We start from the raw sequence: 23,969 nt of genomic DNA on the forward strand, positions 1-23,969 counted from the left end.
CTGTCAATCAAAAATAGTCCAGCCGTAGGTGTTCCCCACGCCCAGTTTGAGGCAGACGATTGAATGATCAACCGGCAATTCAATGGGTTGCGCCGCGCTGTCAGCGGAGTAGATCAGTTTGTTTTTGCGGCTAAGGGCAGCAATGGCCGTGTCAAAGGCGCTGTCGATGGTCAGATCGCCGTAAACATGGGCATAGCAGGCGGTGCGGGCGCCAGGTTCTATCCATTCCCGGTAATCCGCACGGGTAGCGGCAAGACCACCTTCTCCCAGAATATAAAATTCCCCCGCAGGTCGGGGAAGTGGACCTTTACTGGCGCGCCCCAGCCCCGTTTCCCGGATAACGGGGTAAGGGGTGGCCTCCCTTTCGACCGCTTTAAGGACGACGAAGCAGGCTCCTTCACCGGCCAGCGGTACCGGCCGTTCATTTTTTTCCACCTCCCGCACAACTTTCCGGGCCTGCCGATGCACATGCCAGGCATAGGCATGGGCATGGCACAGTTGATCCACGCCGCCCACCAGCACGGCATCCACCCGGCCCTGCTGCAGCCAGGTGACCGCGGTCATCAGGGCCGAGGGAAAGGAGAGATCCTCGTGGGTGATGGAATGGTTGGGGCCCATCTCCTCCAAGGCGATGGATAGGTAAGCGGCGGCCGCATTATGGACCGAATTTGAAAAGCGAATGGGAGATCCGCAGATTTCTTCCCTATCTTCGAAGGGGTACTGAAAGTCGTAATTGTTGCCGGTGGCGCCGTTGCCGGTGGCCACGATGATGCCCAGGCGTCCGCGCCGGTGTTTATCAATAATATTGGCGTCGGTCATGGCTTCAAAAGCCGCCAACAGTCCCAGCCGGATATAGTGGTCCATGCGGCGAAGGACCCGCGTGGGCACATAATCGGCCAGAGGACCGGTGTCGGCCATCAGGCAAGGTACCTGAACGGGACCTTCCCGGGTCGGAATGGAAACCTCCGTCGGTGAAACCCGGGCGCCGGCCAGCACCTTTTCCAGAGCGGGTAACCCGTTGCCGAAGCCGCCTACCACACCGACGCCGCAAATGGCCGCCTTCATGGCAGGACCCCTTTCGATCCGATGACCAGCACCGAATTGCTGCCCCCGAAGGCCAGGGTCTGGGTTACCGCCACCATTCCACTGATCCTCGTCGAAACGGCCACGGGACGGACCGGTATTTGCGGATCCGGGGTCTCATAGCCTGCTGTGGCGGGCAGGATCCCGCGCGTCAGGCATCCCAAGGTAATGGCCGCTTCAATGGGTCCGGCGGCACCTAAAGCATGGCCGGTATAGCCTTTGGTGGACAGAAAGGGTTTTCCGGGAAAAAGATCGGCGATGACCTGGCTTTCCACCAGGTCGTTGTCAGGCGTCCCGGTGCCGTGGGCATTGACGAAGCAGACCTGATCGTTGCGAACACCGGCGGAGGAGAGTGCTTCGTCGATGGCCAGCCGCAGTCCCAGGCCGTCAGATCGCGGCTGAGTAAAATGGTGGGCATCGGCGGCAGCACCGTACCCCAGTATGTATCCCAACGGATCAATTTGCCGTGAGCGGCAAAAGCGCTGCGATGCCAGGAGAAAGACGGCGGCCCCCTCTCCCAGGTTCAGCCCCCTTCGATCCCGGTCAAAGGGCCGGCAGGGATTTTCATCGTTGATAAAAAGGGACTTGAACCCATAGTAAACCCGCGGGGTCAGTTCGTCGGTGCCTCCGGCGATCACGGCATCGCAGGTTCCTGCGGCGATCCAGGCAGCGGCGATGCCGATGGCATCCGAGCCGGCCGAGCAGGCATTGGCCACGGTCTGTTGAGGACCGGACAGGTCAAGCGTATTGGCCACCAGGCTGGTGGGGTTGGTGGCGAGGAACCGATCTCTCGGCAGCAGAAACGCGTCGGTTTCGGCCTGGCCGGTTTCATACCCGGCGGTGACGCCGATGTTTGTGCCTATGCAAACGCCCACCCGTGATCTCGTCAGGTCGCCGGGCTTCAGGTGTGCCTGGGCCGTGGCCTGTTCGGTGGCGATGAGGGTCATCCGGCTCGTGCGCGGCAGGGTTTTGGGAAACGGCCACGGGTCCAGGAAACGATCGGGTACTTCGAACACCGGTTGCGAGGTCTCACAGTGGACCGGAAACCGGCTGGGAAGACTGAAGTTGCGCTCGCCCGTGTACAAGGCCTGCATGCAGCTGTCGTGGGTGGCGCCCAGCGCACAGATGCATCCCACACCGGCTATGGCGACGGGCTTCATGGATCAGCCCTGCAATCGGGCCTCGATGAAGGCCGCCAGGGTGTTGATGGATTGAAAGGCCGCACGGGCTTCGTTCATCTCCTTCATCGGAATGTTAAAATTCTGTTCCACCTGGTAGACAATTTCCAGCGCGTCGATGGAATCCAGCCCCAGCCTGCCGCCAAAAAGCGCTTCGTCGTCGTCGATCGTTTCCGGTGTGAAATCCTCGAGGTTGAGTTCGACCACCAGGATTTCCTTGAGCCGCTGTTGTATCGTCATGGTTCCACGCTTTCCCTCGACGGCCATCACATCGTATCGGGGTGTTAACAGAAAGAAAAATGTGATCCTGATTTCAGTGCCCCAGGTGCCCTGTCAAACGATCTGCAACAATTCCCGGTAGACGGCGGACTCACCGTCGGCACATTCGTTCAGGAGCGTCGCCATGGCTTCGTAGGAATCCTCCCCTGACGCCCTTCCCTTGCAGAGGCGCCCGCCGATGACGGCAAACTTGCGCCAGCGGTCGCCGACCTCGGTCATGGCACGGGACAGTTCCACCAGGTGGTGGGTTTCCAGAAGCGTGGCAGCCTCCTGAAGAAACGCGGCAAACATGAACCTGAAGCCTGCCCCTCCCGTACCCAGTTCCTCCTGCATGCGGATCAACTGGCCCACATACAGCAGCGCCCGCTCTTCGCCCAATTTTTGCGGCCATTTCCTGACCTGACCGGCAAGAAAGCGAATTCCGCGTATGCCGATCACCGGACCCGGTGTGCTCAGCATGCGTCGGCACACCTCCCGGATGCCCTTGCGGGCGGCCGGGGCCAGATCCGCCTGGCGGGGCACCTGTTTCAAATAGTACATGGTTCCTTTGGGGGCCATGGCACCCTTGGCGAACCGGGCTTTGAGCAGGTCCCGATGGGCACAGCGCTCGGGACCCGGAAATACCGGATCGCTGATGATGTAGTCATTCCCCTCTTTACCATAGACCACAAGATTATGCATGTTGAAGTGGAATCGGAAGGCCGGTGGAAAATACGGCAGCCAATAGCCGCCGGTACGGCAGGCAACCGGGACGCCCTGGTCCAGTTGTTCATCCAGGGCCGCCATGGCCTTGTCCGGGTTTCTGAATTTCTGCCAGTGCACCCGGCATCCCAGGCGTTTGGTGACGCGCTTGAAGATGCCACCCACCTCGCAGCGGTATGTGGTCAGGGGCAGCTTGTTGACGCGGATGAACGGCAGATAGCCGAAAAACATGCCGGATCCCATGCCAAAGGCCATGGCTTCACTGATCTCGAGGCCGTAGTGGCGGAGCAGGTTCGAACAGACGCCACTTTCGCAGTGGGCTGATTGTTTGTGGGCAAAATCGATTTTCATATATCCTTTTCGGCGGGGCGCAAAGGCGCCGACCACCATTGAGTGCGAATGGGTCAAACGCTTCGGGATCGCGAAGCGTGGGTTTCCGGGACCGTCTTCAACTCCCGGACGGAGATGTCGAAAACGTCGGCGTAGCGTTGAAGCGCAGCGGGTGCCAGACGGCTGAACGGACCGGGCTTCAGGTGCAGCCAGACCTTCAGTCGGCCTACCCCCGCATACTTGGCCAACAGGCCCACGCTCATCTGGTGCCTGGCCATGTGGTAGGACAGTGGGCTCGCCTGACCGCGGTGGACTTTTTGCAGAGCGGCGACGGCGGCCCTGTCGATCAACTTCCAGGCCTGGCCGTTGGCAACGTTTTTGGGATCCCAGCCAGCGCTGTCGACCAGCACGTAGTTTCCCTGGTCATCCACTGCGTAGCACACCTCCCGGCGGTGATCGTTCATCATGCCCCGGTCCTGTGGGACTTCATTGGTTTTCATGGGTTCAGATCCTCAAACGACGGTCAAGTGCATGAAGCAGTGCGAAAAACGACCGCTTTCCGGAATGAAGCACAACAGCCGCTGGCCGGGTTTCAGTTTGCCCGAGGAAAACAGTGCCTCCAAAATGATGTAGATGGACGCACTGCCCGTATTTCCCGTTTCAGCCAGGTTGGTAAACCAGCGGTCGTAGGGAACCTCGAATCCGATGGCCGCCATGCCGTTGTAGAACTTGTCCCGGAAATAGGCCGATGAATAGTGGGGCAGAAACCAGTCCACGTCTTCCGGTCGAAGCCCGTGCTTGTCCATGCTGGTCTGCAGGGCGCGCTGCATGGTGGTGACGATGTTGACCTCCAAAAGGCGGATGTCCTGCTTGACGGCCATTAGGCACTTTTCATCCTTCGGTTGGATCTTTTCCACCACGCGCCAGCCGGAAACCTTGCCATTGTCCCCCTTGATGCCGCCGCCGTACATGCAGGTGTCCAGTTCGCCGGCGTAGGACAGGTTGTCAATCCAGTCTACCTGCAATGATAGCCCGTGAGGGTTGGGTGCGTCGCACAACAGGGCGGCGCCGGCTCCGTCGGAGAGCATCCAGCGCAGGAAGTCGGTGTCGAAGGCCAGGGTGGGTCGTCTGTCCACTTGGGTATCCGGGTTTTGCGATGGTTTGAAAAAGGTGGACCGCATGAATGAGGCGGAAAGCTCGGAGCCAACGCTCACCGCGTTGGCGCTCATTCCACTGGCGACGTTCATGGCGGCATATTTGAAGGCGGTCATGCCGGAAATACAAATTCCGGCGGTGGTGACCGCCTCTAGCGGCGGCAGGCCCAACTCGCCAAGCACCATGAGCGCATGGCCCGGAAAAAGCAGGTCCGGGCTGGTGGTGCCGCAGCACAGACACTCGATATCCTCAAGGCTGAATCCTTCCCCGTCCGCCAGACCTCTCACGGCCTCGGCAGCCAACTGGGCATTGCTGTGAGTCAAGGCCTGGGTCTGGCGGTCCACGGCGTAGTAGCGCTTAACAATGCCGTTGTTTTTCAATACAATTCGTTTCGCGCGTGACGGCACCTGATCCACCTGCCCCAGCACCGCCTCAATTTCGTCGTTGGAAACCGGTGCGTTGGGTAAAAAAGCCGACAGCCGGTTGATAAACACACGCATCACTCATTTTCCTTTCCAGCTTGGTCCCCACCCAAATGCAGATGGGACAGGCAGCGTTCCAAAAGGCCTGCATAGCGTTGGTAAAAGTGCTTTTCCGCCATTTTCGTCGCCACAACGGCATTGGTAAATGTGTAGTAATCCAGGTTGTCGACGATGATACGGGAACGCATTTGCTCGTAAAGCGGGGTTCCTGGAATAGGGGTCAGAATGGCCGGAATGGGCAGATCGATGTCGCTGCGATCGATAAAGGCTTCCAGCCGTTTAAAATCCGCCTCCTCATAGTCCGGCGATACGATGAAGTCCCCGACGATGCGAATACCCAGGTTTTTCAATATCCGGGTGGCCTCGATGTTGGTCTGCACGGTGTTGCGCTTGTTCAGCTGCGAGAGTCGACGGTTGCTGATCTCTTCAAAGCCGATGACCGCCACGGCGAGCCCGGCCTTGCGCCAACGTTCGAATAACCCGGGGTTTGCCACCACCGTGTCCGAGCGGACATCCGCCACCAGGGGTTGGCGTACGCCTGCCTGCATGAGTTGATCGGCCAGATCGCGGGCAATTCCGACGTTGCCGAAGGTGTTGGCATCCACCAGGCGAATCGTGTTTACCTCGCCAAGGGCCAAAACGTCCCTGACCACCGACGCGTTGCTGTGCAGCAAGTATCGGTTCGCGGTCATGTTGGGAATGCAGCAAAAAGCGCAGTGGTGGGTGCAACCGAAGGCCGAGGCCACGAACCCGGTCTTGCCCCCCACGCCGCTCATCACATAGGTGTCGCGATGTTGCTGCACCAGGTCATAGCGCGGGGCACGATCATCCACAAGATCGGCGGTGGTATAGCAGCGCGGGGTGAAGGGCTCCGGAACCCCTTTTCGAATATTGAGAACCCCGGGGATTTCGGGTTTTTCACCCGCATCAAGCGTGTCGATGAGTTGCCTGAAGCTGAGCTTGCCCAGGCCGGTTACCACGTAGTCCACATATGGTTTGCTGAAAAAGCCGGGGTCGCAGGAAGCGTGGTGGCCGCCTACCACGACGGTGGCCCCGAATCGTGCCTTGAGTTCCTCGGCGATGGCGGTCACCGTGTTGGCCTCACAGGTGACGCCCGTCAGCCCGACGACGTCCGGGGTAAAAGGGAGCCGTTCCGGTGAAAGCCCCAAAGGGTCTGCCTTGAGGTCGACAATGGCCACCGGGTGCCCCTCCAGATTGCCGGCCAGGGTCTCAAGGGACAGCGGTTCACCGCGAAAGATCATCTTGATGCTGGTGATCCCGTAATGTTCTTCGGGGATACTGCGACCACAATTGGGGGGGTTGATCAGTAAAATGTTCATATCGGCTAATGAATGTCGTCCATTCTTTCCGGATCCACACAGGCGATTGTTGATCATAGGGGACAGGCCGGCGGCCTTTTCTACGAGGTGGCGTTGGGACTGCTGGCCAATCGAATACTATCGAACCGTAACTTTTAACGGGATTTACATTGAAAAATCAACTCCAAAAAAGAATCATGCTTGTCTGGCTATCCCATTGGTGGTAGATCAACCCACCTGTTCAACGACCTGATTGATCTTCGAGACCCGGCGCTGTGACTGACTCTGTTAAGAAAAACCCGATGTTCATTTACCTGGCCGTGCTTACCGTCGGCTCCACGATGGGGTTGCAGGCGTGGACCACCCTTTTCAACAACTTTGCCGTAGAGGTGGCCCGACTGGATGGCGACGGTATCGGCCTCATCCAATCGATCCGTGAGATTCCCGGGTTTCTGGCCCTTTTGGCGATCTTTATTATTCGGCTCATTCCGGAGCACCGGCTCTCCGCCCTGTCCATCCTGCTGCTGGGGCTGGGCATTTTTGTCACCGGGTGGTTCCCTTCCTTTTCGGGTCTGGCCCTGACGACCCTGGTAATGAGCTTCGGGTTTCACTACTACGAAACCACCAACATGTCCCTCACCCTCCAGTATTTCGACAAGCAGACATCTCCGTGGGTGTTCGGCAAACTGCGCAGCATTTCTGCCGCATCTAGCATTGTCGTTGGGGTGTTTATCTTTGTCATGGCGTCCACGTTGGATTTCACGCACATGTACCTGCTCATCGGGGCGCTCATTATGGCCATGGCCCTGTGGGGATTCACCCGCAGGCCCGCCAGTGCCGACATCGTTTCCCAGCGCAAGCGGATGATCATTCGCAAGCGCTATAGCCTCTTCTATTTTTTGACCTTCATGGCCGGCGCCCGGCGTCAGATCTTCATCGCCTTTTCAGTGCTGCTGCTGGTCCAGAAATTTGGTTATTCTGTTCAGGCAGTGACCGTGCTGTTTGTGCTGAACAATGCCATCAACTATTTTCTCAGCCCCACCATCGGCCGAGCCATTATCCGTTTCGGCGAACGCAGGGTACTCTCTCTTGAATACGCCAGCCTGATCGCCGTATTCCTTGCATACGCCTTCACCGATTCGAAATGGGTGGCCGCCGGACTGTACCTTCTCGACCATATCTTTTTTAACTTCGGCATGGCCATCAATACCTTTTTCCAGAAAGTGGGAGATCCCGGTGACGTGGCGCCGACCATGGCCGTGGGATTTACCATCAACCACATTGCCGCCGTCTTTCTGCCGGCCATCGGCGGCTACTTCTGGATTGTCGACTACCGCATCCCCTTCATCGCCGGAGCCGTCATGGCCCTGGTATCCCTGACCGCCGTCCAGCGGATCCGCACAACGCCAAAGCAACCGGCTGCAAGCAGTTCTCGATAGAAAATCCTGGTAATGCTAAACTTTTTGACCTGCGCGGCCAATAAGGATATAACATCAACAGGAACGGATACCAACGGCCCCGCCGCTGCCTGCTGGAACCGTCGTTCCCGTCGCAACGAATGTTCCCCGCAATGCTGGACCAGTGCTTCTGTCTCTGCGGCCTGTGCTGAAACCAGACGGCGTCAACCTGTTGATTCGACTTCCGTTAAATTCAGATGGGGAGAACAATCCGATGCGCACAGGCTTTCATTTACTTCTTTTTTTCTCAGCATTTTTTCTCGATCAACATGGACAGAGGATATCGTGTTGGTCTCTGATACATGGCCGTCATTCAACATCAGACCCGGCAGCGATTGCGAGGGGCCCCTTATCGATGTAGCCAGGGCGGTGCTTGAACCTACCGGCCGCATGGTGACTTCCAAAATCGGTCCCTGAATCCGGGCCATTGAATGGCCCAGCACCGGCTGGTATATCGGTGCCATCGGCGCATCTAATACGGGTGCGGCCGACTAAAGCCGATTCTTGACCGTTACGGGTTGCGAGGCTCGACATAGCACGGTGCTGGTAACCAGAAGTGTTAAACGTAAACTCTCCTAAATCAGAAAGTGCCTATCCAATTCATGGACCATCTGCACCAGGGCTATCAACAGGCCACTCATAAAGGACAAGGACCGCATCGACTGATGGCCAAAGTCATGGCCTGCCTGTCCGCATGCCGGGTGGTACCTGCTCTGATCCTATTCGTCGGGATCTTTTTTACGGGACCTTTGGCTCAAGATGCGCTGGCATCCAAAAAGGCTACGATCCTATTGCTCAACGCCTACCACAAGGGGCTTTTGTGGACGGACGATGTAACCCGTGCGGTCGAGTCAAAATTGGAAGGCCATGAGATTCATGTGGAATACATGGATACGAAGCGCCAATCGGATGAGCGTTATCTGAATCTGTGGCGGGGCCTGATGGTCAAGAAATATCAACACCTGAATGTTGATGTCATCATCAGCTCGGATGACCATGCCCTCTCTTTTCTGATTGAAAACCGGGATAGTCTTTTGCCCGGGGTGCCCATTGTTTTTTGTGGCGTGAATGACTATTCCGAGAGACTACTGGCCGGCCATAAGCGGATCACCGGGGTGGTGGAAGCCTTCGACATCCGTCAGACCATCGGCATGGCTTTACGCCTGCACCCGTCTGCCGAGAGGATGGTCATTGTCAATGACAACACAAAAACAGGATTGGCCAATAAAAGGGTGATAGATCGGTTGCTGCCTGAATTTTCAGGACAGGCAGAATTCGAATTTCTGGAAGCGCTGACCATGCCCGATCTTATCTCAACGATTCAACAACTGCCGTCGACTGCGATTATGCTGCTGATGTCTTTTAATCGGGACGCGGCCGGCCAGGTTTACGATTACGATACAAGCATCAAACTGATTTCGGAAAAATGCCCGGTCCCGATTTACGGCATCTGGGATTTTTATCTGGGCAAAGGCATCGTTGGTGGCAAACTGACCAGCGGAAAGGCTCAGGGTGAAGCCGCGGCCGCAATTGCCTTGAAAATTATCGGCGGCACGAGTGCCGACGAAATCCCAGTTGTCATCCAAAGCCCCAACCGCTGGATGTTCGATTACCGTCAACTGCTTAGGTTCAAGATTGATGAATCCCGTCTTCCTGCCGGCAGTGAGGTTGTCAATCGTCCCCGGTCAGTCTACCGAGAATATAAGACAATCATCTGGATCACCTTGACAGCACTTCTCATACTGACTTCGTTGAGTGTTTTTTTAATGGTCGCCATTGAAAAGCGGCGCAAGGTTGAACAGCGTTTGCTTGAGAGCCAACAGTTCATCACGGGTGTCACCGGCAATGTTCCCGGGGTGGTGTACCAGTTCTATGCAACGGCGGACGGCCAATTCGGCTTGAATTTCGTGAGTGGCAAGGCCTTTGAAATCTTTGAACTGGACGTCCCCACGGAACACTTTTTCTCTGTCTTTTCGGCGCATGTTCACAAGGACGACCTGGCGCGGTTTAATGAATCCATCACAAACGCGGTAAAACACGTCAGCCCCTGGCATTTTGAAGGCCGTTTTGTCAAACCGTCCGCCGAGATCATCTGGTTTTCCGGCAACTCCATTCCTCACCGTGAGGACGAAACGATCGTTTTTGACGGTGTGCTCATGGACATTACCGGCATCAAGGCCGTTGAAGAAAAACTGTTGAAATCCCAGCGTCAGATGTTCCAGATCATCAATTTCCTGCCGGACCCCACCTTTGTCATTGACCGGAAGGGCCGGGTCATCGCCTGGAACCGAGCCATGGAGGAGCTGACCGGTGTCAAGTCCGAAGATATGCTGGGACGGGGCGATTATGAATATGCCCTTCCATTCTACGGCGAGCGCCGCCCGGTAATGATTGACCTGGTTGGTAAATGGAACGACGAAATTGCCAACACATACAAAGATATCAAGAAAAGGGGAGATCTCCTGTTTTCGGAAACGCAAGAGCCGCACCAGCCCGTCGGCAATCGACATTTTCTCAACACGGCGGGACCGCTTTACGACGATGATGGCTCGGTGGTGGGTGCCATCGAAACCATCCACGATATCACTGAGCGTCGACAAACCGAGGCGAACTTGCGACTGATGAAACGGTTGGTGCAAGAAAGCCCAGTAGTGGTCTTTCGCTGGCAGGCAGTGGAAAACTGGCCGGTGGTATACGTTTCCGAAAATGTGAACCAATTCGGCTATTCAGCGGAAGATCTCCTTTCCGGGAAGATTTCCTTTCCGACCATTATTCATCCGGATGACCTGGCACGGGTGGCAGAAGAGGTGATGGCATACTCGCGTCAGGGAGTTATGGATTTCAAGCAAGAATACCGCTTGATCACTAAATCGGGAAACATTCGGTGGGTGGATGACCGCATGGTCATCGAGCGGAATGCCAATGGAACCATCACCCATTACCAGGGGGTGGTGCTGGATATAACCGACCGAAAAACGGCCCAGATAGAAACCATCCAACGGCAAAAGTTCTTGGAGTCGGTGCTCTACCACGCTCCCGATGCGATTATCGTCCTGGATGCCGATCACCGGGTCGTCGATTGGAACCCTGGTGCCGAGAAGATCTTCGGTTTCAACTGCGATGAGGTGCTCGGGCGTGAATTGGACGAACTGGTCGAAAATGACGACTCTCGGATGGAAGCCGGGCAAAAAACCCGCAGCGTTCTGTCCGGCAAGCGCGTCGAGGCCTTCGAAACCGTGCGTTACCGTAAAGACGGGACGCCGGTAAACGTCATTGCCGCCGGGTCACCCATTATAGTCGACGGCGGCCTGCAGGGTGTGGTGGCCATGTACACCGATACTTCGGCCCTGAAACAGGCGGAATGGGAAATTCGGCGCAAGGAGCGCATGCTGCGCCGAATCATGGATATCGTACCTTCCATGATTTTTGTAAAAAATACCCAGGGAAAGTTTATCATGGCCAATCAGGCGGTGGCGGACAGTTACGGCTTGACGGTTCATGACCTTGAGGGCAAGTCCCATGCGGAGATCCATCCTGATCCCGACCAGGTAAAACAGATGCTGGCCGATGATCTTAAGGCGCTGGAGTCCGGCCGCCCGCTGTTTGTTCCGGAAGAGCCCTACCGTGATAGCAGCGGTGCTACCCGCTGGCTGGAAGTGATCAAGGTTCCCTGCGATGAGGCGGACTTCGGAGAACCGGCCATCGTGGGCCTGGCCACGGACATCACCGAACGCCGCGCGGTGGAGGCGCGTATCCAGGAGAGTGAGAAACGCTACCGGACCATTTTCGAAAACACTGGTACCGGAACGGTACTTAGTGAGGCTGACACGACGTTGTCCATGGTCAACAGCGAATTCGCCGCCATGGTGGGGTATTCCCGGGAAGAGATCGAAGGCCGGATGAGTTGGACGCGCTTCATCGCGGCCAAGGATGTGGAACGCATGAAGGTGTACCATTTCAACCGGCGCAAAGACCCCTCCAGCGCCCCCACGCAATGGGAGTGCGGGCTAGTGAACCGGCAGGGCAAGATCAAGCGCATGCTGCTCAAAGTACGATTGATTCCAGGCACCCAGACCAGCGTCGGCGCCTTCCTGGATATCAGTGATCAAAAGCGGGCCGAGGAGAAGATCAAGGAAGCCAACCGCATGCTGCGACTGGTGCTGGATACCATTCCGGTGCGGGTGTTCTGGAAAGACCGGGATTGCCGCTACTTGGGATGCAATCAGCCGTTTGCCGAAGATGCCGGACGATCCGCTCCAGAGGATCTGATTGGGAAAGACGATTATGAAATGGCCTGGATTGATCAGGCCGACCTGTATCGCGAGGATGACCGGCGCGTCATGGAAGCCGGCGATGCACGAATCAACTACGAGGAGCCGCAAACCACCCCGGACGGGCGAACCATCTGGCTTCAGACCAGCAAGGTCCCCATGCGCGACGGACAAGGCCGCATCATCGGCGTGCTGGGCACCTACCAGGATATCACCGAGCGCAAAGTCGCCGATGAAGAAGTCCGACGCCTGCGCAGATACCTGACCAACATCATCAACTCCATGCCGTCGATACTGGTGGGCGTAGATCTCGACGGCCGGGTCACCCAGTGGAACAGGCAGGCGGAACTGGCCACAGGCATAACCTTTGACAAGGCCCGGTCCCAACCCCTGACTGAGGTCTTTCCCCGGTTGACGGATGAAATGGCGCGCATCCAATCAGCCGTTCAGGAACGCCGGGTGCTCAGGGATACGAAAATTCCGAGGCATTCCAGCGGCGAGACGCGATTTGAAGACGTGACCATTTTTCCGCTGGTGGCCAATGGCGTGGAGGGGGCGGTGATTCGCGTGGACGATGTGACCGAGCGGGTACATCTGGAGGAGATGATGATCCAGAGCGAGAAAATGCTTTCCGTCGGCGGCCTGGCCGCGGGTATGGCCCATGAAATCAACAACCCGCTGGCCGGCATCCTGCAAAACGCGGCAGTGCTGGAAAACCGGCTGTCTGGCGACCTGCCCGCCAATCACGATGCGGCCAAGGCGGCAGGCATCACCATGGCGGCCATTCAACAGTATCTGGAACTGCGCAAGCTGCCGACCATGTTGGACAATATCCGCGCTTCCGGCAACCGCGCCGCTGCCATCGTCAGGAATATGCTCAGTTTTGCCCGCAAGAGCGACCGCATCATTTCCAGCCATGACATGGGTGTGCTACTGGACCAGACCCTTGAGTTGGCCCGGACCGATTACGACATGAAAAAGCGATATGATTTTAAACAGATAAGTGTTCTACGGGAGTATGATGAAGGCGTCGTTCCCGTGCCCTGCGAGGCAAGCAAACTTCAGCAGGTCTTTCTGAACATACTGAAGAACGGCGCCGAAGCCATGAGCGGCGAAGAAGGAAAATTTCCGCAACCGGTGTTTGTCCTGCGGGTAAGGGACGATGAGACGTGGGTTCGGGTTGAGATAGAGGACAATGGCCCGGGGATGGACCAGGAGACCCGTCGGCGCATTTTCGAGCCCTTTTTCACCACCAAACCGGTGGGCGAGGGGACCGGTCTGGGCCTTTCTGTCTCTTACTTTATCATTACCGAAAATCACCGTGGCAAGATGGATGTATTCAGTGCCGACGGTAAAGGCACCCGCTTCGTGATCCGTCTGCCAAAAGCGGGCAGGGCATGACCCAGAATCCGATGACCGGCAGCGTCATCGAGGAGGATCGGAACCATGGCCGCAGCACACATCCTGATCATCGACGATGAGAAAGGCGTTCGCGACAGTTTTGGAGCCCATCTGGAAGATTGCGGATATTCGATCCTCACCGCGGAAAACGGGCGCGTCGGGCTGTCCCTTTTTGAAAAAGAACAGCCGGACCTGGTGATTGTCGATCTGCGGATGCCGGAAGTGGACGGCATTCAGGTGCTCGAACGGATCAGCCGGGTTTCTCCCCTGACCCCATTGATCGTGGCTTCGGGCACCGGCATCATCACCGATGCCATCGACGCGCTGCATTGCGGTGCCTGGGACTATCTGATCAAACCCATCGAGGATTTGTCGATGCTTACCCATGCGGTGCATGCGGCACTGGAAAAAGGCCATCTGAAAAAGGAGAATCAGGATTACCGGAAGCATCTGGAAAAGCTGGTTGAAGCCCGGACCGTGGAGCTGGAAAAGGCGAATGCGCATCTCTCCCAGATCAATGCCCGGCTGCGGCATATCGTAGACACCACCCGTTCGCTCTCCTTTTGCAGTGAAGTCAAGGCATTCGGATCGTTGCTGCTGGAAGAGTTCGGTCAACACATGCTGGCCACCGGCGGCAGCATATACTTGAAAGAGGAGCACGGCCTTCGCCTGGTGCACACTCTGGACAGGGGACACGCCAGCGAATTTATTCCCTTCCCGTTGCCGCCAAAGTCGCTTTTCCAGCGCGCCATGGCTGAAAACCAGTCCATTCTGGTACGCAATATGGTTGACGGGGATGATCTGCAACCTAGCGGATACCGGGGATATGCCAACGGGTCGGCACTGGTGTTTCCGCTTCCGGACGAGGTCGGCGGCATCGCCGGCATCATGACCCTGCACAGCAAGACACCGCCCCCCTTCGTGGATCAGGACCGTGAGATCGGCACCATCCTTGCCTCATACAGCTGCGAGGCCCTCCGGGCGGTGCGGGCAACCGAGCAGCTTCGCGAGAGCGAGGCCCGGTTCCGTAAAATTCTTGACACCATACCTACCGGCATCATCATCGTCGATGCCGAAACCCGTCACATCGTATACGTCAATCCTACCGCTGCCGGTATGGTCGGATCGGATCCGTCAACGATCACCGGGAAGGTCTGCCACGAGGTGCTCTGTTCCTCTCTTGTGGGATGCTGTCCCATGGATCCGGAAAAAGAGATGGATCAAGGCGAACGAACCTTGCTCACTGCGGACGGCCGGGAAGTGACGGTGCTCAAGAGTGTTTCGCGGACCAGCCTGGCCGGCCGGGAGTGTTTTCTAGAAAGTTTTATCGACCTGTCAGATCAACTTCGAGCCGAGGCGGACAAAAAGAAGCTGGAGGCTCAGCTGCGCCAGTCCCAGAAGATGGAGGCCCTGGGTACACTGGCCGGCGGCATCGCCCACGACTTCAACAATATCCTCAGTGCCGTTCTGGGGTATTCGGAGCTGGGGCTGCAGGATCTGGATGATCCGGATCATCCACTCTATGCGAAGTTAAAGGCCATCAACCACGCTGGGCATCGGGCCAGGGACCTCGTGGAGCAGATCCTGGCGTTCAGTCGCATGCAGGAGCAGCTCCAGGCACCGATCAGGGTGGCTCCCATCGTCAAGGAAGCGATCAAATTGCTTCGGTCATCCCTGCCGGCCAGCATCCGGGTCAAGGTGCAGATCAAGGCCGACAGGCCGGTGCTCGGTGACCCCACTCAGATCCACCAGATTATCATGAACCTGTGTACCAATGCCTATCATGCCATGCAGGCGTCTGGGGGTGTCATGGAAGTCGCACTGGAACCGGTTTCCACCGATGCCCTTGATGCACTGGACCTGCCAACGGGCCAGTACCTGATGCTGACCGTCGCCGACACGGGGTCCGGCATCAGTCCGACCATCATCGACCGTATTTTTGAACCCTACTTTACCACCAAGGATAAGGGCAAGGGGACCGGTCTGGGATTGGCGGTGGTGCACGGCATCGTCAAGCGCCATGGCGGCGAGATTTCGGTGGAGAGTCGGGTGGGTGAAGGTACACGGTTCACCATATTTTTGCCTGTCTCCGGTGACGAAGCGGTGGAAAACGGAATTCATCCGGTCAGCTTGCCTCGTGGAACGGAGCATGTGCTGCTGGTCGACGACGAAGAGGATCTGGTGGTGATCGGCAGTGAAATGCTCCAGCGCCTGGGCTATCGGGTGACCGCCATGACCGCGAGTGCCGACGCCCTGGAGGCGTTCAAGCAAGACCCCTTCCGTTTCGATATCGTGGTTACCGATTACAACATGCCCGGATTGACCGGCGACCAGATGGCCAAGGAGATGCTTTCCACCCGACGGGACACACCCGTCATCGTCTGTACCGGATTTTCCGAAGTGTTTGATCAGAAACGGGCCCAGGCCATCGGGATCCGGCAGATACTGATGAAGCCGGTGACCATGCAAGGCCTTGCCCATGCGCTGCGGGAGGTGTTGACGCCCCCTTGATCTGCAACTAATTGAAAGTTTTAATTTTTTAATCCAGCGCAGGTCGTCTTGGGCCAACAGATGCCATGTCGGGGCTATATTTCCATCCCTGCCCGGAACCCTTGGTGGACGGCATCGAAGGCCAGGGCCACCTTGCCGGCATCGCCGGCCACCTTAAAGGGAATGCCCAATTCTTTGACTGCCGCCTCAAGCGGGTTGTAGGATGCGGCACCGGCAGCGATCACCACGGTGTCCGCAACGATCGTTTCAACCCGCCCGTCTTTTTCGATCTTCAGGCCTTTTGCGGTGATCTCCAGCGCTTTTGCCCCGGTGACCGTGGCCACATGGATGCGGGACAACTCCTGCATCATGCCCCAGCGCGTGGACTTGCCGATGTCCTTTCCCACCTTGTCCAGCATTTCTACCAGAGTCACCTGCCGGGTGCCTCGGGTGGCCATTTCGAACAGTGTCTCCGGGTCTTCGGCACGGTTCACCAGCAGGAACTTGATGCCTTCGGCGGACAGGGTTCCCTTTTCGGCCAGGAAGAGGGCCGTTTCCACGCCGACCGCTCCTCCACCGATGATGACCACGCGTCGGCCGGTTGTCACTCGATCCGCCAGCACGTCCCAGGCCTGCACGACGTTTAGCCGGTCGTTGCCTGAAATGGACAGGGAAATGGGTGTTGCGCCGGTGGCCAGGATCACTGCATCGGGGGCTTCGTTCCGGATCAGCGTTTTTTTTACTTCACAACCAAGCCGCGCAGGAATCCCCGCCAGCTCGACCTGCCGGGCCAGATCCTCCGCCAGACAGGCGAATTCGGCTCGTCCGGGAGGGGCTGCGGCCAGGAAAAGCTGGCCGCCCAGACGGTTGGACGATTCGAACAACGTCACCCGGTGTCCCCGTTGGTGGGCGGCCAGAGCGGCGCTCATGCCCGCCGGGCCTCCGCCCACCACCATCACCTTTTTCGGCGGCGATACCTTTTCAACGGCCAGTGCACTCTCATGGCCGGCCCGGGGATTGCACATACACTCGACGTGCTTGAGCTGGAACAGGTGATCAAAGCACCCCTGGGCGCAGGCAATACAGTGGATGATGTCGTCTTCCTTGCGCCGGCGAGCCTTTTCCGGAAGCCATGGATCGGCAATCAGGCTGCGGCCCATGGCCACCATGTCACACATGCCATCGGCGAGCATTTCGCGGGCCGTGGCCGGATCGTTGATGCGATGGCTGGCGATCACCGGCACATCCACCCGTTCGCGGATGTCCTTGGCCAGGTAGGCAAACACCCCCCGGGGCACTGCGGTAACAATCTGGGGCACCCGGGCTTCGTGCCAGCCGACGTTGATGCACAGGGCATCGGCAGGCCCGGCCGCCAGCGCCCGGGCATATTCCTGAAGCTCCAGGCGACCGTTACCGCCGGGCATGAAGTCGTTGCCGTTCATGCGTACGATCAAGGGGTAGTCGTCCCCGACGGCGCTGCGTACGGCGGCCATCACTTGCAGTCCGAAGCGCATGCGGTTTTCCAGGCTGCCGCCATACTGGTCGGTGCGCCGGTTGGTGAGTGGGGAAAGAAATTCGCTGATCAGATAGCCGGTCCCGCTGAGCACTTCCACGGCATCGAACCCGGCGGTTTTTACACGCAAGGCGGCTGCGGCAAACGCGCCGATGGTCTGCCGGATTTCCGCTTCGGTCAACGCCCTGGGGATCTCACCGGTCATGCGCGAGGCAACGGGAGAGGGCGCTACCGGCTGCTTGCCGTCCAGAAAGAAGGAGAAGTTGTATCGGCCCGCATGGTTGAGCTGAACGGCACTGCATGCGCCGTTTTCCTTGATGGCCGCCGCCAGCCGGGCGAGGCCGGGAATGAAGGTGTCGTCGTGGGCGCCGATGTTCTGGCTGTTGCCGGACAGGTCGTCCACAGTGGCATAGCCGACGCAAATCATGCCGGCGCCGCCTTTGGCGCGCTCAGCATAAAACGCCGTCAGCTGGTCGGTGACCTTGAATTCCACAGCCATTCCCAGGTGCATGGCCGGCAGGTAAATCCGGTTCTTGACCACAAGCCGGTTGATGGTGATGGGCTGGAAGAGGGGATCCTTCATGTCTTTTTCTCCTGGTTGCGCGGTTGATTTTTAAGTCCCTTGAAGGCGATCAGCCGCCTTTGCATGATGCGGTCGATGACGTAGACCCTCAGGGCCCGTGCCATGCGAGTGAGTTCCAGGGTCATGGCGGCATCATTTTCAAAGGAGAGCGCCTCGGTGTATTTTCGGCGCAGGGCAATTTCCTTTTCCACCATGATATCGGCCAGGTCCGGATAAAATGCCAGATCCGAAACGGTGATTCCCAGATCGAATCCCTTTTTAAGCATTCGAGCCATGGCCTGATCCTCGGCATCGAACCGACCGTCGGCCATGGTGACGAGGATGCGGGCTTCGCACAGCTCGTTGACCTGGTCGGCATTCAAGCCGGTGCATTTGTAAAAAGCAGGCCTGTCCATGCTCCTGCCCCGCGAACTGAACAACGACGCCTGAAGTTCCACCAGCGGGGCCACGTCCCGGCCGTTGTCCATCTCTTTGAGCAGGCCCTTGATGGCGTTCAGAGGCAAGCGGTAACGGGACTGGATCTGTTTGATGAAGGCCACCCGCTCCACACACGACGGATGGTAGTAGGCCATGTTGGGGTGGGTGCGCACCGGCTGGGGCAGCAGGCCGGTATTCACATAAAGAATAATGGTGGATTTGGGAACGCCGGTGGCACTGACGACTTCCTTCATCTTGAGAAAGTGGCTGCCGTTTCGTGTCGATGGCTTTTGCTTGTTTTGTGGCACGATGATTTTCCGGTGCAGGGTGTGTTCCGGCATGTTGAACCGCGATAGCGAGCGCATTCTCCGCGGCTGGTCGCCGGGAGGGTTTAAATAGTGTGAACTTGAACTTTACACTTTAGGCATAAACCATTTCCCGGTTCACCTGTCAAGATCCTTAAATCGTCACCGGCCCATCTGCCTGTTGTTTTACCTTGACAATGGGTCGCCAACTGGCTATTAAATTAAAATGCCTAACGACCGGTCGGTAAATCTTTGTCTATTTCATGCCCGTTGATTGGCTGCCGGTCGCTGCCCGTTAAACCCGGAGGAACAGTCTTTATGGCCGACATGAAAACGACCATAAAATCCGTTTGCATCGATCTCTTTTTCAAAAAAGGATACTTTGCCACCAGTATCAGCGACATCGCCAAGGGCAGCGGCATCCAAAAGGCCAGCATCTATTATCACTACGCCAGCAAAGAGGACTTGCTGTTTCACATATTAAAGTCCACCATGGACGATCTGACCGCCACCTTGAAACATGGACTGGCGACAGCGCAGGGTATCGAACAGCGAATGCGGGCGGCGGTGCGCAGCCACGTGTGCTTCCACCTGGAACGCCAGAAGGAGAATTTCATCGCCAACGCCGAGTTGCGGGGACTAACACCCGAGCACTATCGGTCCATCGTCAAGAAGCGGGATGAGTACGAGTCGGTTTTTCAGGATCTCATTCGCCGCGGGATGAACGAAAGGGTGTTTGCTGATGTGGACGTCAAGATCCTTTCGTACGCGATTTTGACCCTCTGTACGGCCGGCGCTACCTGGTACAATTCCAACGGGCGTTTGACGGTGGGTGAGATCGCCGACATCTATGAAAATTTTATCATCAGCGGATTGAAGCAGGGCCGTATCGAACACACTGCCGGCCGCTGAAAAGGATATCTTTACCGGTACCGAAAAGAGGCGGATGCCGCAACGATAAAATATGGCATCGCCGCCCGCGCTGCTGCGGAAAGGAGGTCGTCGTGGATTTTGATCTGACCAGAGAACAGGAAATGATTCGCAAGGAGGTCCGTAAGTTCGCCCAGAGCGAGATTGCGCCAGTGGCCCTGGAGCTCGACGAAGCGGAGGAATTTTCTTCCGATCTCACGCGTAAGATGGGCGAGATCGGCCTGTTCGGCATGTTTGTCGCTGAGACATACGAGGGCCAGGCCATGGACTATATCTCCTACATCATCGCCGTGGAGGAGATTGCCCGGGTGGACGGCTCCCAGGCGGCAACCATTGCGGCAGGGAACTCCCTGGGGATCGGCCCGCTTTACTACTTTGGCAGCGAGGAACAAAAACAAAAATACCTTCCTAAACTTTGCAACGGCGAGGCATTGTGGGGTTTCGGGCTCACCGAACCCACGGCCGGTTCAGATGCCGGCGGGTCCAAGACCACGGCCGTGCGAGACGGCAACGAGTGGGTCATCAACGGCTCCAAAATTTTCATCACCAACGCGGCCAGTGACATGACGCTAGGGGTGACGGTCCAGGCTATTACCGGCACTCGCCCCAACGGGAAACCGGAATACACCTGCTTTATCGTGGAGAGCGGCACCCGCGGCTTCAAGGCCGTGGCGATGAAAAAAAAGATGATGTGGCGTTCATCCAACACGGCGGAGCTCTATTTTGACGATGTCCGCGTGCCGTCGGCAAACATCCTGGGGCAGCAGGGTGACGGCTTTCACCAGATGCTCAAGACCCTGGACGGCGGCCGGCTTTCCATTGCCGCCATGGGCCTGGGAGGCGCCCAGGGCGCCTATGATGCCGCCTTGAAATATGCCCAGAAGCGCGAACAGTTCGGCCAGCCCATTTCCAAATTCCAGGCCGTGGCCTTCAAGCTGGCGGACAGCGCCATGGAAATCGAATGCGGCCGCAACCTGCTCTACAAGGCCTGCTGGCTGCGGGACCACAAGCGCCCCTTCGAGAAAGAGGCCGCCATGGCCAAGCTCTACTGCTCGGAGCTCATGGGGCGGGTGGCCGACCATGCCGTGCAGATTCACGGTGGATACGGACTGATGAAAGAGTACGATGTGGAGCGCTTTTACCGCGATCAGAAACTATTGGACATCGGTGAAGGCACCTCGGAGGTCCAGCGTATTGTCATTTCCCGATACATCGGGTGTTAATTTTTTCAAAATAGATATCCTTATGCGGAGGAATGCATGAACGATGCGATTTTGCTCACCGAGCACCAGGACGGAGTGACCGTCATCACCTTGAACCGACCCGAGGTGATGAATTCCTTCAATTTCGCGCTGCTGCATGCGCTGGCGGCCAAGATTGACGACATCCGCTTTGACCCCGATGTTCGCGTAGTCATTATCACCGGATCAGGCGACCGGGCCTTTTGCTCCGGTGCGGACCTCAAGGAGCGGGCCACCCTGTCACCCATTCAGGTCAAGGAGTACATCTTTACCATCCGCAACCTGTTCACGGCCATCGAACAGCTCAACAAGCCGGTGATCGCGGCGGTCAACGGCGTGGCGCTGGGCGGCGGAACCGAACTGGCCCTGGCTTCGGACATCCGCATCGCTTCGGAAACCGCCAGCATGGGACTCACCGAAACCCGGCTGGCCATCATCCCCGGCGCCGGCGGTACCCAGCGGCTGCCTCGCCTGGTGGGCAAGGGCAAGGCCAAGGAACTTATTTTTACCGGAAAGCGCATCAGTGCGGCCGAGGCCCTGGCGATTGGCCTGGTGAACCGGGTCTGCGCACCCGCGGTTCTCATCGAAACCTGTCGGCAGATGGCAGCCGAGATCTGTGAAACGGGCCCCGTGGCCATCGAACAGGCCAAATACGCCATCAACTACGGCATGGAAACGGATCTGTCCACAGGCCTGGCCATCGAATCCAATGCATACTGGGTTTGCATTCCCACCCAGGACCGGCTGGAGGGCCTGGCCGCTTTTAAGGAGAAGCGAAAACCGGTTTACAAGGGCTGTTGACCGGACACGGGAGAATCTGCTCATCCGAGCAGGTGTCTGGGGTGCCCATCCATTCAGATCACATGAAGACAATAAGGAGGCTGTATGACCGAATATGATTATTGGAAAGTTTTTCCGAGAATGCCCAAAAAGGTAACCTTGGGTGACATCACCGTGCGGGATGGGTTTCAGCATCTGGAAAAATTTATCTCCACCCGGGCCAAGATCTTTTACGCCGAGGAGATGATCTTTGCCGGTTGCCGCAACATCGAGGTGACCAACCTGGGCAACCCCTACCTCATGCCCCAGTTCAGTGATGCAGAACAGATTCTGGCGCACCTGCGCAGCGATCGCTTCCGTGGACGCTGCAAAAAGAAGGGTATCAATCCGGACGACATCACCATCACCGCCGTAACCATTCGGGAACCGGGTGTGGACCGGGCCATCGAGCTGGCCAAAAATGGCGTCGGCCCTGATCGGTGCCTGATGATGGTCTCCACGGAGGAGGAACACCATTTTGCCAACTCCGGCCTGACCCTTCCCGAATACTGGAGAGAGTGCGAAAGTGCCATCCGTAAATGCCGGGATGCCGGCCTTCAGATGTGCGGTACCGTCAGTACCATCTGGGGCAGTCCCATTGCCGGTGCCACCGAATTGAAGGACGCAGTGGAGTTCACCAAGCGCTGGCTGGAAATCGGCGCCACGGACATCGAGCATGCCGATCACGACGGTAGTGCCTCGGCTGCAAATGTTTACCGCTATTTTTCCATGATTCTCGACGAAATTCCCGACACCTCGGTACACATCGCCCACTTCCATGAAACCAAACGGGTGGCGTCGGCCTCGGTGCTGGCGGCCCTTCAGGCAGGCATATGCCATTTCGAGGGAACCTTGGGCGGTCTGGGCGGACAACCGGCCAATTTCCTGGACGACTGCCCGGTTCCGGGTACCGGCGACTATTATTACGAAGATCCCCGCTACGTGGGATTGACCTGTTTCGAAGACATGCTGGTGCAGATCGATGAAATGGGTATCGAACACGGCTACGACGTGGATCGCGTGTTGTGGCTGGGGCGCCAGTTGGAACGGACCGTGGGCCATCGCCTGAGGAGTGAAGCGGTGATCAATGGGCGCACACTCAAGGAGGGCCATCCCAAATTTGCCCGACCAGGGTTAAAAAAGCTCAAGGAGAAGATGGCCGAGGCACCCGGCCAGAAGCTGCCCGCCGAATGGGCCGAAAAGGCGGTGCTTCCGGAGCGCTATCGCCCCTGATTGCATTGACCCGCGCTTGAAACCGGGGCATGATAGGCAGGCAACCCACTGCACCCAATACCGATCCCAAATGCAAAACCGGGATGCGTCAACCAACCAGGAGCATTGCCATGGAAACAGGCGAAAAAAAACCCCACATCAACGTGGATTATTTCGAAGACCTGACCGGCCGAATTAAAGAGGGCACTTGCAGCCAGCCGGAGGGCGGCCAGGAAGATATCGGCCAACGGATCAAAGCGATCCGCAAAGCCAAGGGGCTTTCCCTTGAAGAGTTGTCCCACATGACCGGTTTTGACGTGGAGCTGTTGTCCAGCATAGAAAACTGCGAGGTCCAGCCCCAGTTGGGGACAGCCATCAAACTGTCCAAGGCCCTGGACAGCGCCTTTGGTCGACTGGTGTCCGGTGTGGGAGAGAAACTCTATTCCATCACCCGCAAAGGGGAGCAGAAAATCGTTTCCCGATCGACCTCGCAGAAGGGAAAGAAACAGGCCTACACCTACCGGAGCCTCGCTCCCGAAGTCAAGGGACGGCATATGGAATCCCTGATCGTCCAACTGGAAGAGGCGCCGGACTCCCAGCGCTCCGTCCACGACGGCGAAGAGTTTATATACGTGCTCGACGGCAGCGTCTCCTTGGACATCGGGGACGATCATTTCGATCTGGCTGAAGGGGACAGCGCGTATTACCTGTCAACCACCCCCCATCTGATTGCCGCCGCGGCGGGCAGGGCGACGATTCTGGCGGTGATTTACGGCGGTTAGCGCCGGTGAGAAACAAATGG

The 23,969-nt window shown here is 57.6% G+C and carries 18 protein-coding genes; 8 read left to right on the forward strand and 10 right to left on the reverse strand.

Translation table 11 applies throughout. The features are described 5' to 3' along the window. Positions 1 to 3 precede the first annotated feature (3 nt). The 7 genes from ACZCED_RS02815 to ACZCED_RS02845 all read right to left on the reverse strand — a co-directional run bounded on the left by ACZCED_RS02815 (position 4) and on the right by ACZCED_RS02845 (position 6,549). Positions 4 to 1,065, reverse strand: a complete 1,062-nt coding sequence (locus ACZCED_RS02815; protein ID WP_464860166.1) for a beta-ketoacyl synthase N-terminal-like domain-containing protein — start codon at positions 1,063 to 1,065, stop codon at positions 4 to 6. Beyond that, positions 1,062 to 2,243: a beta-ketoacyl-[acyl-carrier-protein] synthase family protein gene (locus ACZCED_RS02820; protein ID WP_462967925.1), complete on the reverse strand. Its 1,182-nt coding sequence runs from the start codon at positions 2,241 to 2,243 to the stop codon at positions 1,062 to 1,064. The genes ACZCED_RS02815 and ACZCED_RS02820 overlap by 4 nt, the downstream gene beginning before the upstream one ends. A 3-nt stretch (positions 2,244 to 2,246) precedes the next feature. Then, complete coding sequence (locus ACZCED_RS02825) at positions 2,247 to 2,501, reverse strand: phosphopantetheine-binding protein (protein WP_319253835.1); 255 nt, start codon at positions 2,499 to 2,501, stop codon at positions 2,247 to 2,249. A gap of 93 nt (positions 2,502 to 2,594) precedes the next feature. Further along, on the reverse strand, positions 2,595 to 3,593 hold the full coding sequence (gene darH / locus ACZCED_RS02830) for a BtrH-related acyltransferase DarH (protein ID WP_462967926.1): 999 nt from the start codon (positions 3,591 to 3,593) through the stop codon (positions 2,595 to 2,597). A 53-nt stretch (positions 3,594 to 3,646) separates the two neighbouring features. Beyond that, positions 3,647 to 4,072 (reverse strand): DarG family dialkylresorcinol biosynthesis protein, encoded by a 426-nt coding sequence (locus tag ACZCED_RS02835; protein ID WP_462967927.1) that lies wholly within the window; start codon positions 4,070 to 4,072, stop codon positions 3,647 to 3,649. Positions 4,073 to 4,084: 12 nt separating this feature from the next. After that, the gene (locus ACZCED_RS02840) at positions 4,085 to 5,227 is read right to left on the reverse strand and encodes a beta-ketoacyl-ACP synthase III (protein ID WP_464860167.1); all 1,143 of its coding nucleotides are present in this window, start codon (positions 5,225 to 5,227) and stop codon (positions 4,085 to 4,087) included. Beyond that, positions 5,227 to 6,549, reverse strand: coding sequence for a B12-binding domain-containing radical SAM protein (locus ACZCED_RS02845; RefSeq protein ID WP_464860168.1), 1,323 nt, complete (start codon positions 6,547 to 6,549; stop codon positions 5,227 to 5,229). Before ACZCED_RS02845 ends, ACZCED_RS02840 begins: the two co-directional genes overlap by 1 nt. Before the next feature lie 281 nt (positions 6,550 to 6,830). Here ACZCED_RS02845 and ACZCED_RS02850 point away from each other — a divergent pair, with 281 nt between their 5' ends. Then, a complete protein-coding gene (locus ACZCED_RS02850; protein ID WP_462967930.1) occupies positions 6,831 to 7,967 on the forward strand; it encodes an MFS transporter in 1,137 nt (378 codons plus the stop codon). Positions 7,968 to 8,149: 182 nt separating this feature from the next. Here the strand turns inward: ACZCED_RS02850 and ACZCED_RS02855 are convergent, their stop codons facing one another. Further along, on the reverse strand, positions 8,150 to 8,449 hold the full coding sequence (locus tag ACZCED_RS02855; protein WP_464860169.1) for a hypothetical protein: 300 nt from the start codon (positions 8,447 to 8,449) through the stop codon (positions 8,150 to 8,152). A gap of 201 nt (positions 8,450 to 8,650) precedes the next feature. On the opposite strand from ACZCED_RS02855, the gene ACZCED_RS02860 reads away from it, so the two are divergent. Next, positions 8,651 to 13,657: a PAS domain S-box protein gene (locus tag ACZCED_RS02860; RefSeq protein ID WP_464860170.1), complete on the forward strand. Its 5,007-nt coding sequence runs from the start codon at positions 8,651 to 8,653 to the stop codon at positions 13,655 to 13,657. A 45-nt stretch (positions 13,658 to 13,702) separates the two neighbouring features. Continuing rightward, positions 13,703 to 16,168: a response regulator gene (locus tag ACZCED_RS02865; RefSeq protein ID WP_464860171.1), complete on the forward strand. Its 2,466-nt coding sequence runs from the start codon at positions 13,703 to 13,705 to the stop codon at positions 16,166 to 16,168. 74 nt (positions 16,169 to 16,242) lie between these two features. Here the strand turns inward: ACZCED_RS02865 and ACZCED_RS02870 are convergent, their stop codons facing one another. Together ACZCED_RS02870 and ACZCED_RS02875 are read right to left on the reverse strand one after the other, a co-directional pair. After that, positions 16,243 to 18,243, reverse strand: coding sequence for an oxidoreductase (locus ACZCED_RS02870; protein WP_464860172.1), 2,001 nt, complete (start codon positions 18,241 to 18,243; stop codon positions 16,243 to 16,245). After that, positions 18,240 to 18,968 (reverse strand): MerR family transcriptional regulator, encoded by a 729-nt coding sequence (locus ACZCED_RS02875; RefSeq protein WP_462967707.1) that lies wholly within the window; start codon positions 18,966 to 18,968, stop codon positions 18,240 to 18,242. Before ACZCED_RS02875 ends, ACZCED_RS02870 begins: the two co-directional genes overlap by 4 nt. A gap of 315 nt (positions 18,969 to 19,283) precedes the next feature. On the opposite strand from ACZCED_RS02875, the gene ACZCED_RS02880 reads away from it, so the two are divergent. The 5 genes from ACZCED_RS02880 to ACZCED_RS02900 all read left to right on the forward strand — a co-directional run bounded on the left by ACZCED_RS02880 (position 19,284) and on the right by ACZCED_RS02900 (position 23,949). Further along, the gene (locus ACZCED_RS02880; protein WP_462967706.1) at positions 19,284 to 19,877 is read left to right on the forward strand and encodes a TetR/AcrR family transcriptional regulator; all 594 of its coding nucleotides are present in this window, start codon (positions 19,284 to 19,286) and stop codon (positions 19,875 to 19,877) included. A 92-nt stretch (positions 19,878 to 19,969) separates the two neighbouring features. Continuing rightward, positions 19,970 to 21,118, forward strand: coding sequence for an acyl-CoA dehydrogenase family protein (locus ACZCED_RS02885; RefSeq protein WP_462967705.1), 1,149 nt, complete (start codon positions 19,970 to 19,972; stop codon positions 21,116 to 21,118). 36 nt (positions 21,119 to 21,154) lie between these two features. Beyond that, positions 21,155 to 21,937: an enoyl-CoA hydratase-related protein gene (locus tag ACZCED_RS02890; protein WP_462967704.1), complete on the forward strand. Its 783-nt coding sequence runs from the start codon at positions 21,155 to 21,157 to the stop codon at positions 21,935 to 21,937. A gap of 84 nt (positions 21,938 to 22,021) precedes the next feature. Continuing rightward, positions 22,022 to 23,188: a beta/alpha barrel domain-containing protein gene (locus tag ACZCED_RS02895; protein ID WP_464860173.1), complete on the forward strand. Its 1,167-nt coding sequence runs from the start codon at positions 22,022 to 22,024 to the stop codon at positions 23,186 to 23,188. A 110-nt stretch (positions 23,189 to 23,298) separates the two neighbouring features. Next, positions 23,299 to 23,949, forward strand: coding sequence for a cupin domain-containing protein (locus ACZCED_RS02900; RefSeq protein WP_462967702.1), 651 nt, complete (start codon positions 23,299 to 23,301; stop codon positions 23,947 to 23,949). Positions 23,950 to 23,969 lie beyond the last annotated feature (20 nt).

The sequence above is a fragment of the Desulfosarcina sp. genome, assembly GCF_055467485.1.

Bases quoted from the DNA above. Each gene is read 5' to 3' on its own strand.
- ACZCED_RS02900 (WP_462967702.1), top strand. From the start codon at position 23,299: ATGGAAACAGGCGAAAAAAAACCCCACATCAACGTGGATTATTTCGAA.
- ACZCED_RS02895 (WP_464860173.1), top strand. From the start codon at position 22,022: ATGACCGAATATGATTATTGGAAAGTTTTTCCGAGAATGCCCAAAAAG.
- darH (WP_462967926.1), bottom strand. From the start codon at position 3,593: ATGAAAATCGATTTTGCCCACAAACAATCAGCCCACTGCGAAAGTGGC.
- ACZCED_RS02825 (WP_319253835.1), bottom strand. From the start codon at position 2,501: ATGACGATACAACAGCGGCTCAAGGAAATCCTGGTGGTCGAACTCAAC.
- ACZCED_RS02835 (WP_462967927.1), bottom strand. From the start codon at position 4,072: ATGAAAACCAATGAAGTCCCACAGGACCGGGGCATGATGAACGATCAC.
- ACZCED_RS02870 (WP_464860172.1), bottom strand. From the start codon at position 18,243: ATGAAGGATCCCCTCTTCCAGCCCATCACCATCAACCGGCTTGTGGTC.
- ACZCED_RS02855 (WP_464860169.1), bottom strand. From the start codon at position 8,449: ATGGCACCGATATACCAGCCGGTGCTGGGCCATTCAATGGCCCGGATT.
- ACZCED_RS02820 (WP_462967925.1), bottom strand. From the start codon at position 2,243: ATGAAGCCCGTCGCCATAGCCGGTGTGGGATGCATCTGTGCGCTGGGC.
- ACZCED_RS02880 (WP_462967706.1), top strand. From the start codon at position 19,284: ATGGCCGACATGAAAACGACCATAAAATCCGTTTGCATCGATCTCTTT.
- ACZCED_RS02845 (WP_464860168.1), bottom strand. From the start codon at position 6,549: ATGAACATTTTACTGATCAACCCCCCCAATTGTGGTCGCAGTATCCCC.
- ACZCED_RS02840 (WP_464860167.1), bottom strand. From the start codon at position 5,227: ATGCGTGTGTTTATCAACCGGCTGTCGGCTTTTTTACCCAACGCACCG.
- ACZCED_RS02890 (WP_462967704.1), top strand. From the start codon at position 21,155: ATGAACGATGCGATTTTGCTCACCGAGCACCAGGACGGAGTGACCGTC.
- ACZCED_RS02865 (WP_464860171.1), top strand. From the start codon at position 13,703: ATGGCCGCAGCACACATCCTGATCATCGACGATGAGAAAGGCGTTCGC.
- ACZCED_RS02850 (WP_462967930.1), top strand. From the start codon at position 6,831: ATGTTCATTTACCTGGCCGTGCTTACCGTCGGCTCCACGATGGGGTTG.
- ACZCED_RS02815 (WP_464860166.1), bottom strand. From the start codon at position 1,065: ATGAAGGCGGCCATTTGCGGCGTCGGTGTGGTAGGCGGCTTCGGCAAC.
- ACZCED_RS02860 (WP_464860170.1), top strand. From the start codon at position 8,651: ATGGCCAAAGTCATGGCCTGCCTGTCCGCATGCCGGGTGGTACCTGCT.